18 protein-coding genes are annotated in these 16,986 nt (G+C 33.3%); 12 read left to right on the top strand and 6 right to left on the bottom strand.

The features are described 5' to 3' along the window. The first annotated feature begins 111 nt into the window (after positions 1–111). The 4 genes from QSV08_RS04460 to QSV08_RS04445 all read left to right on the top strand — a co-directional run bounded on the left by QSV08_RS04460 (position 112) and on the right by QSV08_RS04445 (position 3,481). Entirely contained in the window at positions 112–675 is a 564-nt protein-coding gene (locus QSV08_RS04460) for a TetR/AcrR family transcriptional regulator (RefSeq protein ID WP_324026945.1), read from the top strand. A gap of 63 nt (positions 676–738) precedes the next feature. Continuing rightward, complete coding sequence (locus tag QSV08_RS04455) at positions 739–1,485, top strand: SDR family NAD(P)-dependent oxidoreductase (protein WP_324026944.1); 747 nt, start codon at positions 739–741, stop codon at positions 1,483–1,485. 1,007 nt (positions 1,486–2,492) lie between these two features. Beyond that, complete coding sequence (locus QSV08_RS04450) at positions 2,493–3,053, top strand: hypothetical protein (protein WP_324026942.1); 561 nt, start codon at positions 2,493–2,495, stop codon at positions 3,051–3,053. Further along, positions 3,053–3,481, top strand: a complete 429-nt coding sequence (locus QSV08_RS04445; RefSeq protein WP_324026941.1) for a hypothetical protein — start codon at positions 3,053–3,055, stop codon at positions 3,479–3,481. The genes QSV08_RS04450 and QSV08_RS04445 overlap by 1 nt, the downstream gene beginning before the upstream one ends. Before the next feature lie 13 nt (positions 3,482–3,494). Here the strand turns inward: QSV08_RS04445 and QSV08_RS04440 are convergent, their stop codons facing one another. After that, on the bottom strand, positions 3,495–4,499 hold the full coding sequence (locus QSV08_RS04440) for a sugar kinase (RefSeq protein ID WP_324026938.1): 1,005 nt from the start codon (positions 4,497–4,499) through the stop codon (positions 3,495–3,497). Between the two features lie 322 nt (positions 4,500–4,821). Between QSV08_RS04440 and QSV08_RS04435 the strand changes: the two genes are divergently transcribed. Then, positions 4,822–5,862, top strand: a complete 1,041-nt coding sequence (locus tag QSV08_RS04435) for an alpha/beta hydrolase (RefSeq protein ID WP_324026936.1) — start codon at positions 4,822–4,824, stop codon at positions 5,860–5,862. Between the two features lie 8 nt (positions 5,863–5,870). On the opposite strand, the gene QSV08_RS04430 is transcribed toward QSV08_RS04435, so the two are convergent. Next, a complete protein-coding gene (locus QSV08_RS04430) occupies positions 5,871–6,401 on the bottom strand; it encodes a hypothetical protein (protein WP_324026934.1) in 531 nt (176 codons plus the stop codon). 155 nt (positions 6,402–6,556) lie between these two features. Here QSV08_RS04430 and QSV08_RS04425 point away from each other — a divergent pair, with 155 nt between their 5' ends. After that, on the top strand, positions 6,557–7,600 hold the full coding sequence (locus QSV08_RS04425; RefSeq protein WP_324026932.1) for a ThuA domain-containing protein: 1,044 nt from the start codon (positions 6,557–6,559) through the stop codon (positions 7,598–7,600). Positions 7,601–7,604: 4 nt separating this feature from the next. Here the strand turns inward: QSV08_RS04425 and QSV08_RS04420 are convergent, their stop codons facing one another. Further along, the gene (locus QSV08_RS04420) at positions 7,605–8,078 is read right to left on the bottom strand and encodes a nuclear transport factor 2 family protein (protein WP_324026930.1); all 474 of its coding nucleotides are present in this window, start codon (positions 8,076–8,078) and stop codon (positions 7,605–7,607) included. Positions 8,079–8,210: 132 nt separating this feature from the next. On the opposite strand from QSV08_RS04420, the gene panB reads away from it, so the two are divergent. Genes panB through QSV08_RS04400 form a run of 4 tightly spaced genes read left to right on the top strand, consistent with a single transcriptional unit; the run spans position 8,211 to position 10,834 of the window. After that, a complete protein-coding gene (gene panB / locus QSV08_RS04415) occupies positions 8,211–9,029 on the top strand; it encodes a 3-methyl-2-oxobutanoate hydroxymethyltransferase (RefSeq protein WP_324026928.1) in 819 nt (272 codons plus the stop codon). Between the two features lie 14 nt (positions 9,030–9,043). Next, positions 9,044–9,541: a signal peptidase II gene (lspA, locus tag QSV08_RS04410; protein WP_324026926.1), complete on the top strand. Its 498-nt coding sequence runs from the start codon at positions 9,044–9,046 to the stop codon at positions 9,539–9,541. A gap of 33 nt (positions 9,542–9,574) precedes the next feature. Continuing rightward, entirely contained in the window at positions 9,575–10,273 is a 699-nt protein-coding gene (locus QSV08_RS04405; protein ID WP_324026925.1) for an RluA family pseudouridine synthase, read from the top strand. A gap of 30 nt (positions 10,274–10,303) precedes the next feature. Then, on the top strand, positions 10,304–10,834 hold the full coding sequence (locus QSV08_RS04400) for a DUF4252 domain-containing protein (protein ID WP_324026923.1): 531 nt from the start codon (positions 10,304–10,306) through the stop codon (positions 10,832–10,834). 9 nt (positions 10,835–10,843) lie between these two features. Here the strand turns inward: QSV08_RS04400 and QSV08_RS04395 are convergent, their stop codons facing one another. Further along, complete coding sequence (locus QSV08_RS04395; protein ID WP_324026922.1) at positions 10,844–11,704, bottom strand: DMT family transporter; 861 nt, start codon at positions 11,702–11,704, stop codon at positions 10,844–10,846. A 15-nt stretch (positions 11,705–11,719) separates the two neighbouring features. Beyond that, positions 11,720–13,264 carry a hypothetical protein gene (locus QSV08_RS04390; protein ID WP_324026921.1) on the bottom strand — a complete coding sequence of 515 codons (1,545 nt, stop codon included), beginning with the start codon at positions 13,262–13,264 and terminating at the stop codon, positions 11,720–11,722. A 145-nt stretch (positions 13,265–13,409) separates the two neighbouring features. On the opposite strand from QSV08_RS04390, the gene QSV08_RS04385 reads away from it, so the two are divergent. Both QSV08_RS04385 and leuB read left to right on the top strand, forming a co-directional pair. Beyond that, positions 13,410–14,582, top strand: coding sequence for a 2-isopropylmalate synthase (locus QSV08_RS04385; RefSeq protein WP_324026919.1), 1,173 nt, complete (start codon positions 13,410–13,412; stop codon positions 14,580–14,582). 2 nt (positions 14,583–14,584) lie between these two features. Continuing rightward, the gene (gene leuB / locus QSV08_RS04380) at positions 14,585–15,703 is read left to right on the top strand and encodes a 3-isopropylmalate dehydrogenase (protein WP_324026918.1); all 1,119 of its coding nucleotides are present in this window, start codon (positions 14,585–14,587) and stop codon (positions 15,701–15,703) included. A 1-nt stretch (position 15,704) separates the two neighbouring features. On the opposite strand, the gene QSV08_RS04375 is transcribed toward leuB, so the two are convergent. Continuing rightward, the gene (locus tag QSV08_RS04375; RefSeq protein WP_324026916.1) at positions 15,705–16,928 is read right to left on the bottom strand and encodes a peroxiredoxin family protein; all 1,224 of its coding nucleotides are present in this window, start codon (positions 16,926–16,928) and stop codon (positions 15,705–15,707) included. Positions 16,929–16,986 lie beyond the last annotated feature (58 nt).

Raw genomic sequence — 16,986 nt, 5'->3', positions numbered from 1 at the left:
TTCGCAGCAACTTCTACTTGTTAACATCATTACTTTTCATAATGATCAAAACCTATTTACAGAAAATAGACAGACTTGTCTGTATTTAAAATATTTGATTACATTTGCATCATGAAACATGCAGAGGTTAAAAATAAGATTATTGAAACTGCGTCATTTTTATTTTATAAGAATGGTTATAATTCTACCGGTATAAATCAAATTATTGCTGAAGCAGGCATCGCCAAGGCAACCCTCTACAATCATTTTAAGTCTAAAGAAGAGATTTGCGTAGCATACCTACAGTATAAGAATATGAACTTTCTGAAAGATTTTAAAAATTTCATAAGTTCCAAACCACAAGGGAGATCTCAAATTTTAGCCATTTTCGACTTTCTTGAATTGTTTTATCAAGACAAAGATTTTAATGGATGTTGGTGCATAAAGACAGTATCAGAAATACCAAAGGATAATGAAATAATAAGAACTGAAATACAAGCTCAAAAAAATGATTTCATAGCGGTTATTGCAAAATTAATATCCAATAATTTAAACGAAATTAAAATTGAGCAAGTCAATTCTTTAGCTAGACAAATTTACTTGTTATATGAAAGTGCTGTTGGCGAAAGTCATCTTCACCAAGAAAACTGGCCAATTCATGAGTCTAAAAATTTATGTGAAAAAATAATAGCCTAAAAAAATTTGAATTTACTAAGACAGACTTGTCTGTCTATTTTTTAATAATTAAACATAATTGCAATGAAAGAATTTGAAAACAAAGTAGCCTTAGTAATTGGAGGTACAAGTGGTATTGGTAATGCAACTACAAATGCATTATTAGAAGGTGGAGCAACTGTACATGTTGTAGGTAGAAATACTGATAAAATCGCAGATGCACCAAACTTGATAAAACATACAGCTAATATATCTAACACTACCGATGTAGACGCCTTGGTCTCTAAAATTGACACTTTAGATAACTTAGACTATTTGGTAAACGCGTCAGGTATATTTGGACCTAAACCATTTTTAGATCACACTATGGAAGATTACAATTCTTACCAAGATTTAAATAGAGGTTTCTTTTTTATAACACAAAGTGTTGCAAAAAAGATGAAAGCAACTAAAGGGGGATCGATTGTAAATGTTGGATCTATGTGGGCTAAACAAGCTGTAAAAGCAACACCCTCATCGGCATACTCCATGCAAAAAGCTGGTTTACATTCTTTAACACAACATTTAGCTATGGAATTGGCAGATGATAATATTCGAGTAAACGCAGTATCTCCTGCCCTAGTAAATACGCCTGTCTATCATGGCGTTTTTGGAGGTGAAGAGGCAGCTAAAGAAGCCTTAGTTGGCTTTAATGGTTTTCACCCGATAGGTCGTTTTGGTGAGGCTGCAGATATTGCCAATAGCATAGTTTTTTTATTATCAGATAAAGCCGCATGGGTTACCGGTGCCATTTGGGATACGGATGGTGGAGTAATGGCTGGTAGAAATTAAATAATAGATATAAAGTCACGACCAAATGTAGCCTGGTCGTGGCTTTATTCTTTTTTCTAAGTCCATTTTAAAACAATCACTAAATAAATTATCTCATAATTCTTCATTCAATTGACCAGATTTTCAGGTTTTAGAATTAGTGTTTTCCCGAGTTCTTAATCCTTCAACTACTCTTTTAAAAAATTGCAATCACAATAAGCTAATTTTTATGCAGAAGAATATTGATTCTTATGCTAACATCATCTCTGATTTTGATTTACTACATCTAATTCCTAAGCAATTTTCACTACAATTTGGACAACTGTTATTGTATTAGTTCATATAATTGCTCATTTCAATTACAGCCTAAAATTATACTCTGAAAACTAGTATTAGGGTTTATTGTTTAAATAAGTAACTATATAAAACCCTACTCATTTCACAAACAAATAAACCGCTCAAAATTTTTACGGGACACCTAGATAAAATCTCAACTAAAAACCGTTCTTACAAGCTTTTCTTACCAAAGAAGAAAAAATATATAAACACAGTAATTCGAGTTAATGATATTGATTTCTCAAAAGGACGTTTAGAAAAAATTCAAAATATAGAATTAGTAGATCTTGCAAAATTTCATGGCCATTTTTGTGACGGATTGGTAGTTGGTCATCTTGCTCTAAAACAAACTCTTCTCGAATTATACCAGATGGCACTATTGACCTTACAAATACTTGAATAGTAAGTAAACCTCTTCTTGCTCTTTAGCTGTTAAAGGTGATTTACCTTCATGTGAGTTAGATAGATTAAAGGGATTGGAAGATAATTTTACCGAAAAACTCTTAACTACCAATCTTAAGAACAATTTTACTATTACAGAAATAGCCGATTTTAAGTGGAATCCTATTTTAAAAACTAACATTTTAAATAAAAATATACCCTAGTGTGAATAGTATAATTAAAACATATTATTAAACTTTGCAAATGAGCTTAAAATGATTTTACTATAATCGTAAAATACAAATTACCTGATGAAGAAAAACAAAGCAATCCGTACGTTTACGTTAGCTACTGTTTTAATAATACAAATTATATTTCTGCTATTAATTGCAAAAAACAATTACGACACAAATAACTATTTTGCAATAATTGCTATTTTATTAATTTCAGCTGTTGTCTTATTTAGCCATAGCTATTTAGACCTACATCATACCAAACATGATTATGAAAAATTATCTGTTGTAGTTTGGGTGCCTTTAGGTGCCATTGCTTGCCATATATTAAACGTTAATTATGGACTAGGTAGCGTTTTATCTGCAGGTTTTATTGGTACGTTAGGTTCATTCATTCCCATATTCAATAAGCAGTCTAATTATCTAAAGAAATTACCGGGAGCCATTTATTGCGGAGTATTTGTTGGTATGTCAAGTAATACCATTACACCAACAATAGGCTTTGTATTATCTGCAGGTATTTTAGCAGGATTATTCTTTCTACTATCTAAAAATCTATTTATTGGTATTGGTGGTAAGCTAGGTACTATGGCTTTTCTTGGTGTATTTATTGTCTATCTAATTAATCTCATGGCGTAATGAATAATTTCATTATAATAGTTACTGGCATTTTAGGTGCAACAATGACTTTTTACGTGAGTCATCATCACAATCAAGGTGCAGTAAGAGCATCTGCACTATTATCATTATTAGTGGGCTTATTTTTTTACTGTTTCCCTGATTTGCTAAATACTTACCTAACTAAAAATATACCTATAGTATTCATAGGAACCTCTTTTATAGGTATGATTTCAACAACAACTAGAAGAAGTTATATTCATTTAGCAATAGCAGGCTGTCTATTTAGTATTATATATATTAATAAGAATAATTTATTTCAAGGCTTTGGTGGTGCTCTTGGTGCTCTAGCATTTATTGCGCTGTTAACCACCTTTGCTTTTTCATTTGCTTTTTCTAAAAGTGTTCATAAACTAAAAGCGATACTTAGGTTACGCAAGTGGAAATAATTCTAATGATAACTTAACGCATTAATCTACCGGTAATATTTCCTGCAATAATATTGTTGACCTCATTAACGGTTGCAAAGTTTACATCACCTTCATAAGTATGTTTCAAAGCACATGCGGCACTTGCAAACTCCAATGCCTTATAATCATCATATTGTTGCAATCCATAAATTAAACCTGCCGCAAAAGCATCACCTGTACCAATACGGTCAACAACATGGGTAATATCAATATCTTCAGTTTCTCTAAACTCGACACCATTCCACATTCTAGCTCTAATTTTATGCCATGAAGAGTTCAAAGAAGTTCTTATTTTATCGAATACTTTTTCTATGGATGGAAACTCTGCTATTAGCTGTTTACTAGCTTCAATAAAATCTTCATTACTGTAGCTAAAATCTGTTCCTAACACCTCATTAATCTCATTTACACCACCAATAAATATTGTAGAATAATGTAAGAGTTCTATTAGTGCCTCTTTCGGGTCTTGACCATATTTCCAGAGTCCACTGCGGTACGTTGGATCTGCAGAAACGGTAAGTCCCTTTTGCCTTGCTAACTTTAAACCGTCTTTTAAAACATCAAAAGCTCCTTGAGACAAGGCAGGTGTTATTCCTGTCCAATGCATCCATTCTCCATCTTCTAATGCATTTTCCCAATTTACCTTTGAAGGTTCAATTTCAGAGAATGCGGAATGTGATCGGTTATAAGAGATCATACTTGGTCTAATAACTGCACCTACTTCAAGAAAGTAGACTCCCAAAGGTCTTTTAGATTTTACAATAGAAGATGTATCTACACCAAATTTTTGAATATAAGTCATTGCAGTATCTCCAATAAAGTCATCAGAAATTGCACTTATATGTTTTACATTTCCTCCAAAATTAGAGATAGAGATACCTACATTCAACTCTGTACCTCCAAAATAAAATTCAACAATATTCGATTGTACAAACTTCTTATTGCCACGTGGAGAAATGCGCATTAGGACTTCACCGAAGGTTATAATCTTACCCATATTGTAATTTTCATCCTAAAATAACCAATGCACAATTAAAAACCATAGTTGTTAAAAAATATATCAAAACAAGAAAAAATTGAATTATAATCAAGCGTAGAAAAACAAAAGACCAAAATTTATTAAATTATTTAGATCATTTCACTTTCGAAAAAACATAAAACGATTTAAAACGGTTCTAACATTTCGATTTCAGCAGTAAGCGTGTAATAAATTATCTAATAAGTGAAATATTAGTTAATGTATTTAAGCTGTAGTTATAAGTTGTACAAGGCACGATATCTTCGTATCTTAATATACTCATCATCAAACCTTCTTAACAATGCATTTAAAGTCATCGATTTTTATATTTTTCATATGCATTACACATGTATCTATTGGGCAAAACAAAATTGCTGAAGAAAAGTTTATAAACGTTGGTGGTATAGAACAGTGGATTACTATTAAAGGTGATAACCCTGAAAACCCTATAATACTTATAATACACGGCGGCCCGGGTAGTACCATGAGCCATTATAAAGATGATGTTTACGCAGATTGGCTGAAAGAATTCACCATTGTTCATTGGGATCAACGAGGTGCTGGCAAAACATTTGGAAAAAACTGCCCTAAGATTATTAATGAGGAATTTTATTTAAATAACCCGTTGACAGTTAACGAAATGGTCAATGATGGCATTTTGGTAACACAATATCTTTTAAAACAATTAAATAAGAAAAAAATAATACTTATAGGTACCTCTTGGGGCTCTATATTGGCTACTGAAATGGCTCAGAAGAATCCCGATTTATATCACGCATATTTAGGTCATGCACAATTTGTAAATTTTCCTGACAATATCAAAAATGCATATTTAGAAGTTAAAAAAATAGCAGAACAAAATGATGATAAAGTTGTTATGGATAAGTTGAATAATTTGGGTACACCACCATATATCAAAGCAAAAACTTACGGACAATTATTACGAGTCATTAAACAATACGAAAGAGAAAATGCAACCCCTGCGCCTTTTTCTTGGGGTAAGGTCGCAACAGCATATGAGAATAATGAAGATAGTAGAGATCGATATAATGGTGATGATTACTCTTTTCTAAACCTTGTTGGCGATGAGAACATTGGCGTAAAATCAATGGTAAGTAACATTAACTTTGAGCAAACTGCTATAGTCTTTCGATTACCCGTTTTTATGATTCAAGGCAAGCATGATATACTATGCTCTGCAGAACTTAACAAGCCTTATTTCGAAAAAATTAGGGCTCCTAGAAAAGAATATTTCACTGTTTCTAATGCAGCCCATGGTTTTAACGAAGCTATAATTGATAAGCAATATGAAATTGTTAAAGCTCTTAGAGTTCAAAATTAAAAAAGAAATTACTTTCCTCCTTTATCTCCAATAAACTGATCGTCTTTGGTTTTAAAAAGCACATTAAATGTGGTTAAACTACCATATATACGTGTAATATATTGTTGTAAATCTACCTTCTCTTGATCATCTAAGTTCTTACTAGAATTTATTTTTTGCTCCATTACACGAATACGGTCTCTCACCATTACAATTTTATGAAAGAAAGTATTAATCGGTATTTCTTTATTACTCATACCCGCTTCACCAGGTTCCAGAATTAAATTTCCACCTTTCCATTTATCTGCAATGGCAACACGTTGCGTAGCGTCGCTCCACTTTTGAAGAATAGCAACCAAAGAACTTTCTACATCGAAAAAACTTACGGTATCTACTTCATTTTCAATAGCATCTATCACCTCATATTCAGAATCTATATCAATGGTTTCTAAACCATTATCCATAAATGTTACCCAATACATGGTACTAGAAACATTTGTAACTACACCTTTACCTAATTCTTTATGGAGAATCCTAGACCCTATTCCTAATAATTTCATTGTATTCAACTTTTGTTTAGTGCTAATTTAATAGCAGTTTTTTTCATCCGCAACAAGAATTACATTTTTTACATCTAACTTATTTTTAATTTGGTTTTTGTCATCTTATTTAGTTCATGTAAATTTAAAGTCAACATTTATATGAAACCATCAGCATGAAAAATTTAATGGCAGTTTTATTATTAAGTTTAACGCTAACGTCTTGCGGAGAAAAAAAGAAAGAAGTAGCCGAACAAGTTCAACCTATAGTGAAACTAAAAGCCTTGATTATTGACGGTCAAAACAATCATTATATATGGCCAAAAACTACCATGATGATGAAAGATTACCTAGAGCAGACCGACTTATTTACGGTAGATATTCAAAGAATGGATTCTATGTGGTTGGGTATTAAATACAATAAGGATAGACCAGAAGCGTACCATTCATTTATAGAAACTTACCCATTAACAGATAAGACTTATCATATATCTGAGAGCCCAATTCAGACATCAGACTTTACATTTGATTTCAATGATTACGATGTTGTTATTTCTAACCTTGGCGCTGATTCTCCTTTATGGCCTGAGAAAACCAGAAATGATTTTGAAACTTATATGAACAATGGTGGTGGTTTAGTTGTGGTACATGCTGCAGACAATGCTTGGGGTGAATGGGATGAATTTAATAAGATGATCGGATTAGGTGCTTGGGGAGGTCGAGATGAAAAATCTGGACCTTACGTATATTATAACGATGCAGGTGAACTAATAAAAGACCCTGCTGAAGGAGTTTGTGGTTCTCACGGACCTGAATATGAATTTCAATTAACCACCAGAGCACCAGAACATCCAATAATGAAAGGTATACCAGAAAAATGGTTACATACACCCGATGAGTTATATGAGCGTATGAGAGGTCCGTTTACAAATGCTACAATTTTAGCAACAGCCTATGCTGATTTAGAAAAAAATGCTCCGCCATGGGATCCAAATGTAACAGGTTTAGGACAGAACGTTCCTCAACTTATGGCAATTAATTATGGAAAAGGTCGTGTTTTTCATTCTACGCTAGGTCATTTCGATTATTCAATGGAATGTGTAGGTTTTATTACGACTTTACAGCGAGGTACAGAATGGGCAGCTACAGGAGAGGTTACACAAGCGGTGCCTAAAGATTTCCCGTCAGCGGATGCCACAATTTCAAGATCTTGGAAATAGAATATTAGTTTTTATCTGAATCTTGATTACATTCTTCTTTTCTTCTGGTATCAACTAAGTAAATGATCTTCCAAGCACCTTTATCTTTAAATAACTGAAAAGAATTAACCCCACAGTGGCTAAATTCTTCATTATACCAAAATTCATATGGTGCCCATACGTGCGCCATACCACCATCTATTTGTATTTTATAATCCAATATCTTTTCATGAAAAGGTATAGAATCTGGCGTGGTAATCATGAAGCTTACTAAATCATTAAAATTCGTGTTTTGAACAACCATGTTTCCTACCGTATTTAAATTTACCGTCTGCATTTTATTATCAGTATCCACCACACGTTTTATTGCACTTTCATTTTTTCCATTAAAAGCGTAAAAAAAAGTCTCTACTGCATATTTATCTTTGACTTCTTCCTCTATTTGAGCATTAACTAAACTACACGCAAATAATGCAATTAAGACATAGATATATTTCATATTTCAACTTCTTTAAAGTACCAAGCATAAAAATAAATATATTTTAATTGCTCACTTTTAAATGGATGATATCGTGAATGCTTAATCTCAGTAAAACTCCTTACTTTTATAGCTCTTAATCAATAATACAATATGTCTGTAGCTAAAAAAGAATATAAAAGGATTACGGTAAAGTCATTAGTCGAAATGAAGAAGAACGGAGAAAAAATCTCTATGCTTACTGCATATGACTATTCAATGGCCAAAATTGTTGATGCCGCTAAGGTTGATGTTATTTTGGTAGGTGATTCTGCCAGTAATGTAATGGCAGGTCATGAGACCACATTACCTATAACTTTGGATCAAATGATTTATCATGCATCTTCTGTTATTAGAGCGATCGACAGAGCATTGGTTGTTGTTGATTTACCTTTTGGAAGCTACCAAAGCGACCCAAAAGAAGCTTTGCGTTCTGCTATTAGAATTATGAAAGAAAGCGGAGCACATGCCGTAAAACTAGAAGGTGGCGCAGAAATAAAAGAATCGGTTAAAAGAATTCTTGCTGCCGGTATACCTGTTATGGGTCATTTAGGCTTAACGCCTCAGTCTATATACAAATTCGGAACATATACCGTTCGTGCAAAAGAAGAGGAAGAAGCCGAACAATTAATGGAAGACGCCAAACTACTAGAAAAACTAGGCTGTTTCGGTTTGGTTCTTGAAAAAATACCAGCTGAGCTTACCAAAAAAGTTTCTGAAAGTCTAACCATACCTACTATAGGTATTGGTGGCGGAAAACATGCTGATGGACAAGTGCTTGTAGTTCATGATTTATTAGGTATGACACATGAATTCAATCCTCGCTTTTTACGTAGATATATGAACTTATATGAAGAAATGGGTAATGCTATTTCTAACTATGTTAGTGATGTAAAAAGCCAAGATTTCCCTAATGATGATGAGCAATACTAATTAAAATATTCTTTTTGAGGCGTTCTAAATACTTTTCTAGATTCTTGATTCTAATCATTGTTTTAATGACGGTTGGTTGCGATCAGGTATCGAAAGAATTGACACGCCAAAAAGTAGCACCTGAAGCTTTTATTCCCGTAGTCAAGAATCATTTAATTCTAACCAATGTTGAAAATACGGGTGCAATGTTGGGTTTCGGACAGGACTTCCCTCCTATTTTAAAAAGATTTCTGCTACAAGTATTACCTATGCTATTGCTGTTGATAATGCTCTATAGAATAATGAGCAAACCCAACTTAAACCTATTGCTTATTATTGCCTTTGCATTAGTTATAGGTGGCGGATTAGGAAATTTAATCGACAGAATCGTATATGGCTCAGTAACAGATTTCTTTCAAATTAGATTAGGTATTTTAAGAACAGGAATTTTCAACATTGCAGATGTTGCTGTTACTCTAGGTGTATTTATGTTTATTTTTTTAATAGTAAGAAGAAAGAAATTAGCAATTTAAGAAGTTCAACAATCAAATAATTAAGACTACATTTTGTCAAGAAAAGAACACTCTACAGTAGATAACCTTCAAGTATTATTTGAAGACAATCACTTAATTGTTATTAATAAACGCCCTGGTGATATTGTGCAAGGTGATAAAACCGGTGATCAGCCATTGAGCGATACCGTTAAGGCTTTTATAAAGAAAAAGTACGACAAACCCGGTAATGTTTACTTAGGTGTTGTGCACCGCCTAGATCGCCCAACATCGGGTATCGTAGTATTTGCAAAAACCTCTAAGGCTTTACCTAGACTGAACAAAATGTTTGCAGAAAAAGATGCTAAGAAAACGTATTGGGCAATAGTAAAGAACAAACCTGAAGCGCCTGAGAAAAGATTAGTACATTGGATGAAGCGCAACACCAAACAAAATAAATCTTACGCCAATATTAAAGAGGTTCCTGACAGTAAAAAAGCCATTTTAACGTATAAAATCTTAAAAAAATTAGACCGTTATTTTCTTTTAGAAGTTGATTTAGAAACCGGTCGCCATCATCAAATTCGCTCGCAACTAACTGCAATAGGAAGCCCTATTAAAGGAGATTTAAAATACGGATTTGATAGAAGCAATGCTGACGGAAGTATACATTTACATGCACGAAAACTACGTTTGATGCATCCGGTAAAAAAAGAACCTTTAGAAATTATTGCTCCTCCGCCAAATGACCCTATTTGGAATGCGTGTCTTTAATTTTACTACTTTTAGAGAAACACTATAACCATGTTAAAGAAAATTTACGCACTAAGCGTATTACTATTAATTACTTCGTGCGGCAGCTACAACTCTATTGACACCTTTTATAATGCCCATAAAAATGACAACCAAGTAACCGCTGTTCGAGTACCGAAATTTATGCTGTCAATGATCAGCGAAATTTCGCCAGAGATGAAGGCTATGGTCGGTAATGCCAAAGATTTGCGGTATATGCAGTTTCCGAGTGCTACAGCGAGTAAAACTCAGTTTTTGAACCAACAAATGAACGGTATTACCGGAAACTCATTTATTGAAGTTTTTCGAAAGAATGATGATTTAAAACGTAATGTAGTTTCAGTAAGAGAGAAGAGAAATCTAGTCAAAGAAATTCTGATTTATAATAACAACAGTCAAACAGGTTCCTTTTTATATTTCAATGGTGATTTTGATCCTGCAAAAGTTAGAGAGATGGCTAAAAACGAACAGTTTACTAAATTCGGAGATAATATAATCAGTCAGTTTGGAGCTAGTACACCAGGAATCAATTCTCAAAATTAAAACGAATCTTTAAGTTGGTTTTTTAGAACGGATGCTTTCTATTACCACGGAACTTAAAATTAGTATTCCTCCTAAAATAGTAGTTCCCTTTGGTATTTCCGACAAAAAAAGCGCTCCGATTATAATACCATAAACCGGCTGTACACTACTTAATATACTTACTGTCGTAATATTGAAATGCTTGAATGTCATTAAAAACATCGTGTGACCAATGGCTGTAGTTAAAACGGCGAGCGCAACAAGAACTTCCCATTGACTAATGATTGTATCTGCTGAAACAGTAAATAAAAATGGGAATAAAATAACTCCGACAATTGCCGTCTGATAAGTCATTAGCATAGACCCATTATATTTCGCCACTTTCTTTTTCAAAAGTATATTTCTTAGTGCATATGCAAAAGCTGAAAACACCCCAAAACCAATGGCTATGGTATATGAATTCTCAAAATCTAACGTAGGACTCAAGAAGTACATACCTGCAAGCACCAAAAATGCAAGAAGCAAATGCATCAACTCAAACTTCGTTTTTAAAAGAATAGGTTCTAAGAAAGCTGTAATCACTGGGTAGGTAAATATAGAAAGCATACCAATAGCGACATTAGACAACTTTAAAGCATAGAAATAGGTAACCCAATGTACTCCCATTAACACCCCACTGAGCAAAATTACTGGAATATCTTTTTTATCAACTTTTAAACTAAAACCCTTCCATTTACAATATAGAAACAGAGCCACAAAAGCTAAAATTGCCCTTGCACCAATAGCAACTGGAACCGATAACTGAACATAACGCCCTAATGCCCCAGAAGTAGCTACAAAGAGCATGGCAAGGTTAATTTCTAATAAATGCTGAAGGTGATTACTTTTCATCTACATCAATTACACCTAGCGTATTTTAGACAGCGCTTTTTCTCTCATAATTTGAGAAACTGGTTTATTCTGTAAATGACTCTCTAACCATGATAATATATCTAAATACAAGAAAGCCCTCTTTTCATACGGATGATCCTCATACTTTTTAAGTTCGTTATATAACTTCTGAAATTCTGCTTTTAGCTGATTAGGATAGATACCACCTAGACTTCTAAGAAACTTTATCATCTCTTTTTGTACAGCATGCATATCGTCCATTTTTAAAAGAAACTTATATGTACTTTTTAATTGAACTTCCAAATGGTAGTCCATACCCGCCTCGTAATGAGCTACTAAACTTAAAACACGTGCGAAACACATTAAGTCTTCACGCATTTTTAAATTCTTATTATCAATGATTTTTTTAAGATATTGAATACAGGTTTTATTATCTCCAATACCAAAATACAAACAGGCTATTTTATAATAGAGTACCATAACATGGTGCACATCTATACGATCTCTATGTTTATTAATACCATATTCAACAATCTTCACCAAGTACAGCCCTTTTTCGAAGGTACCTTCTAGAAAATGCAAGTTCAATTTATTGGCATTTAAATACATAAATACCAAAGAGTTGATGTTATCGTTATCAGGAAAATTTTTTTCTTTAATAGTCGTTTCTAAACGCTCTAAAACTTCTTTAAACTGTGAACTGTATTGTACATAAAAAAGAGATTCTAGCAAATAGTGATTCCCTTTTAAAAAGAAAACAGGATTTAAATAAATCATGTCTTTATGATCATAGAATAGATCGACCCATTTACTAGCATATTTAAAACACGACAAGAAATCTTGGGTAAGAAAACTATACCACAAATGGGCTTTATATAACCATAATTTTTCTCGAAAACCTAAGTCCTCTATATTATATAAAGGAAGGTGATTATTAAAATAAGTTTTTACTTTTTGATAATCTTCATCACTTCGTACATACCCAACTTTTAACATCATTCCATAAAGCTGTAAAGAAAGATTTGACAGCTTACTGGTCATTACATTATGCCCAGATAATTCTTTTGCCTGTATAGCAAGTTCATCAGCACGATCAGGTATACTCCTTGTAATGTACTGGGTTTCAATTATCTTCTCAAGCTCTACAATTTCATAAGCGATATTCTTCTCTTCGTTCTCTATAGCAATACTCTTTACCTTATCTAAAATTTTTAAACTTTGTTTGTAAAGTCCTTTTTGATATAATATTGTAGCAAAATCTAGCTGTTCACGTATCTGAACCCTTATATTTTGGTTCACAGGATTTAGTCTTAGACTCACTAAAATCTGTTTATATAAGTGTGCTTTTAGATTAGAAAGTTGTGCCTTCTTAACAATACCACTTTCCAAAATGGTCTTTTCGTCGTATTGCTTTATTTTATCTAATAGATTAAAGAGCGCCAAAAATTTGGCGTCTGTATTTACACCTAATCTACCTACATAAAGCTTAAACTGACGCTTTTCAGATTTAGAAAGTGACTTAACCAAAACGAACAAAGCATCTTTATGCGCATTTGTCATCGTAATAATAAGAGTTTAAATATTTGTTATTCAGTACTTTACATACCTAAAAAACTAGCTTAACGTTGTAAACAAGTTAACAACATTAAAGTAACTTGTATTTTAGGTTATATATTCGTTTGACGAGTAAAACTACGTAAATATAATGAGTAAAGAGATAGTACAAATATTTGACACTACTTTAAGAGATGGAGAGCAAGTACCGGGCTGCAAATTAGACCGGGAACAAAAATTGGTCATCGCTGAACGCCTAGATTTACTAGGTGTTAATGTGATCGAAGCCGGTTTTCCTGTTTCTAGCCCGGGAGATTTTCAATCTGTCGAAGCCATAGCCAAGCTCGTTAAAAATGCTACAGTCTGTGGATTGACCCGTGCGGTCAAAAACGATATTGAAGTTGCCGCCCAAGCTCTTAAGTATGCTAAAATGCCAAGAATTCATACTGGTATTGGTACATCTGACTCTCATATTAAATTTAAATTCAATTCTAACAGAGATGCTATTATAGAGCGTGCAATCGATGCGGTTAAATACGCAAAGACTTTTGTAGAAGATGTTGAATTTTACGCCGAAGATGCCGGTCGTACAGATAACGAGTTTTTAGCTCGTGTTTGTGAAGCGGTTATAAAGGCAGGTGCTACCGTTTTAAATATACCAGATACCACTGGCTATTGCTTGCCAGACGAATATGGTGCTAAAATAAAGTACTTACGTGAAAATGTAAAAGGCATAGAAAAAGCAATTCTATCGTGTCACTGCCATAATGATTTAGGTTTGGCTACTGCAAATTCAATTTCTGGCGTCATAAATGGTGCAAGACAAATTGAATGTACTATTAATGGTATTGGTGAACGTGCAGGAAACACATCTTTAGAAGAAGTTGTAATGATATTACGCCAACACCCAGATTTAAATTATGACACTACCATAAACAGCAAATTACTTTATGATACCAGTTTAATGGTATCTAGTAAAATGGGTATGATGGTACAACCAAATAAAGCTATTGTTGGTGCTAACGCATTTGCACATAGCTCTGGTATTCATCAAGATGGTGTTATAAAAAACAGAGAAACGTATGAAATTATTGACCCTGCAGATGTTGGCGTCAATGAATCTTCTATTGTTTTAACCGCTAGAAGTGGTAGAGCCGCACTTGCCTACAGAGCTAAAATTGTTGGTTACGAATTGTCTAAAGTTCAACTAGATGATGTTTATCAAGAGTTTTTAAAGTATGCCGACACTAGAAAAGAAGTAAAAGATGATGATATTCATCAAATTATTGAGACTTCAAATATTGATTTACAAAGCATTAGCTAATTATGCATTTAAACATTGCTATTTTAGAGGGAGACGGAATTGGACCTGAGGTCGTAGCACAATCTATTAAGTGCCTACGTTCTGTTGAAGAAACTTTTGGTCATAGTTTTACCTTTCAAAAAGGACTCATCGGTGCCTCTGCGATTAAGCAAACCGGTAGTCCATTACCAAAAGAAACTCTTAAACTTTGTAAAAGTACCGATGCTACGTTATTTGGTGCTTTGGGTCTACCCGAATTTGACAACAACCCCAAAGCTAAAGTTTGGCCAGAACAAGGGCTATTGAAATTACGAAAGAAATTAGGTCTATTTGCAAATATTAGACCTGTTAAAGTATTTCCTTCTTTAGTTAAGCAATCCCCTTTATCAAAAGCTCAAGTAAAAGATACGGACTTAGTAATCTTTAGAGAATTATCTGGAGGAATTTACTATGGTGAAAAAACTTTTGACGAGGAAAAAAATATTGCAACAGATATATGTTCATACAGTGAATCTGAAATTAGTAGAATTACACATTTAGCATTCAAATCTGCTCGTTCCAGAAAAAAGAAAGTAACCTTGGTAGACAAAGCCAATGTACTTGAAACTTCGCGATTATGGAGACGTGTTGTAACGCAAATATCCGAGAGTTACCCAGATGTAGAGCTTAACTATCAATTGATAGACAATGCTGCCGTACAGATGGTTTTAAATCCGGCTCAATTCGATGTTATTTTAACCGATAATATGTTCGGAGATATTCTCTCTGACCAAGGTAGCGTCATTGCAGGTTCAATAGGACTTTTGCCATCAGCCTCTGTCGGACTTGAGCATGCTATGTTCGAACCTATTCACGGTTCTTACCCAGATGCTGCAGGTAAAAACATTGCAAACCCAGTAGCTTCTATTTTAAGTATGGCTATGTTATTGCAACATTTTAAAATGAATGAAGAATCTGACGCCGTTGTAGCAGCAGTTTTAAAATCATTTTCTAAGAAAATAGTAACTCCAGATATTTTAGGAAGTTCTAAATATGGTACTAACTACGTAGGTGATTTTATTGCCGACAACATCATGGAACTAGACGGTAATTTTAGTATTAACGATGAAAATATCGGCTTAGGAAAATCTACTATTATCTAAATTACTCACTGACCAATTCGGACATCAATTCAGTAAAATCCTTTTTGAATTCAACAAATTTCTCACCTGTAGCAGGACCGTTAAATCCTGTGTGTATTTTTCGAACATTTCCCTTTTTATCAATAAATATGGTGGTCGGGTACGATAACACATGGTTAAGCATCGGTAATTTTTCTTGTGCTTTTTGCTTATCATAAGTACCATACTGCGCTAATAAAATAGGATAGCTCACCCCTATTCTATCTTTTAGTCGTTCAATACCTTTTATTGCTATTTCTTTAGTTTTCGCCGATTCAAAAGCTAAACCTATTACTTCTATGTCTTTATTTTCTTTTAGATAATCTACCAAAAATTTAGTTTCATCTAAACAATTTGGACACCATGTACCCATTAACTGAACAACGACCACTTTACCTTGATATTTTTCATCGCTTAAAGAAATCATATTTCCTTTTACATCTGGAAAAGAAAAGGCAAATTTTTCATAACCTTCGTTTAAAAAAGTTAAAGAATCTGGGTCTGGCAGTTCGAAAGCATCATTTCTAGTAGCAACAAAAGGTTCTTTAAAATGATTACCAGAATAAAAAACACCATTCATACTAGAATCGGTAACTTTTGCATTAAATAGGAAAGCATGAGCTCCATCAAAAGCAGATAATTTTAAAGAATCTCCATCGAGTATGCCATCTAAATATCTATAATCTCCTGTTGTTGTTCTAAAAGTACCTGTAACCCTATCATCTTCTTGCAAGAAAACACCCTTACCTACGTATTCTTCTTCTAAATCTGGACTAAAATAGGTTTCCCAAATACCAGTTACATTATTATCAGTACGCTCATTTTTAGTTTCAAATCTATCTTCAGTGCCATATACAGCATTGAATGGCACTATTCTATCTAAACTTTCTTTAATAAACTGACCTTGTATTCTATTTTCGGTAAAAGTACCCGCCAAATAACCTTCGAAAACAGGGGTCTGCATAATTATAGAATCACCTTTAATTTCAATTTCATCTACATCTATAACTTCTTCCGCATTAAAAATTTGCATTGCATAACTTCCATCGTCCTTTTTATTGACTTTTAAATTAAAAGGTAACACTTGGCTGTCCATTACATCTAGCTCCACAAGCCAAATACCCTCAGACAAATTTACTTTCGGTGTATTCTGCTTACACCCAACCAATAACATTAAAACGGATAGCACTGCAATACTATATCTCATACCTGATTTTTAATTTAACTTCTAATAAACAATTAAAATGGCAGAATTAAAAATTAAA

Source organism: Maribacter sp. BPC-D8, assembly GCF_035207705.1.
GTDB lineage: Bacteria > Bacteroidota > Bacteroidia > Flavobacteriales > Flavobacteriaceae > Maribacter.
Note: the sequence above shows the minus strand (reverse complement) of the source record. Positions and strands in the feature narration are given on the sequence as shown.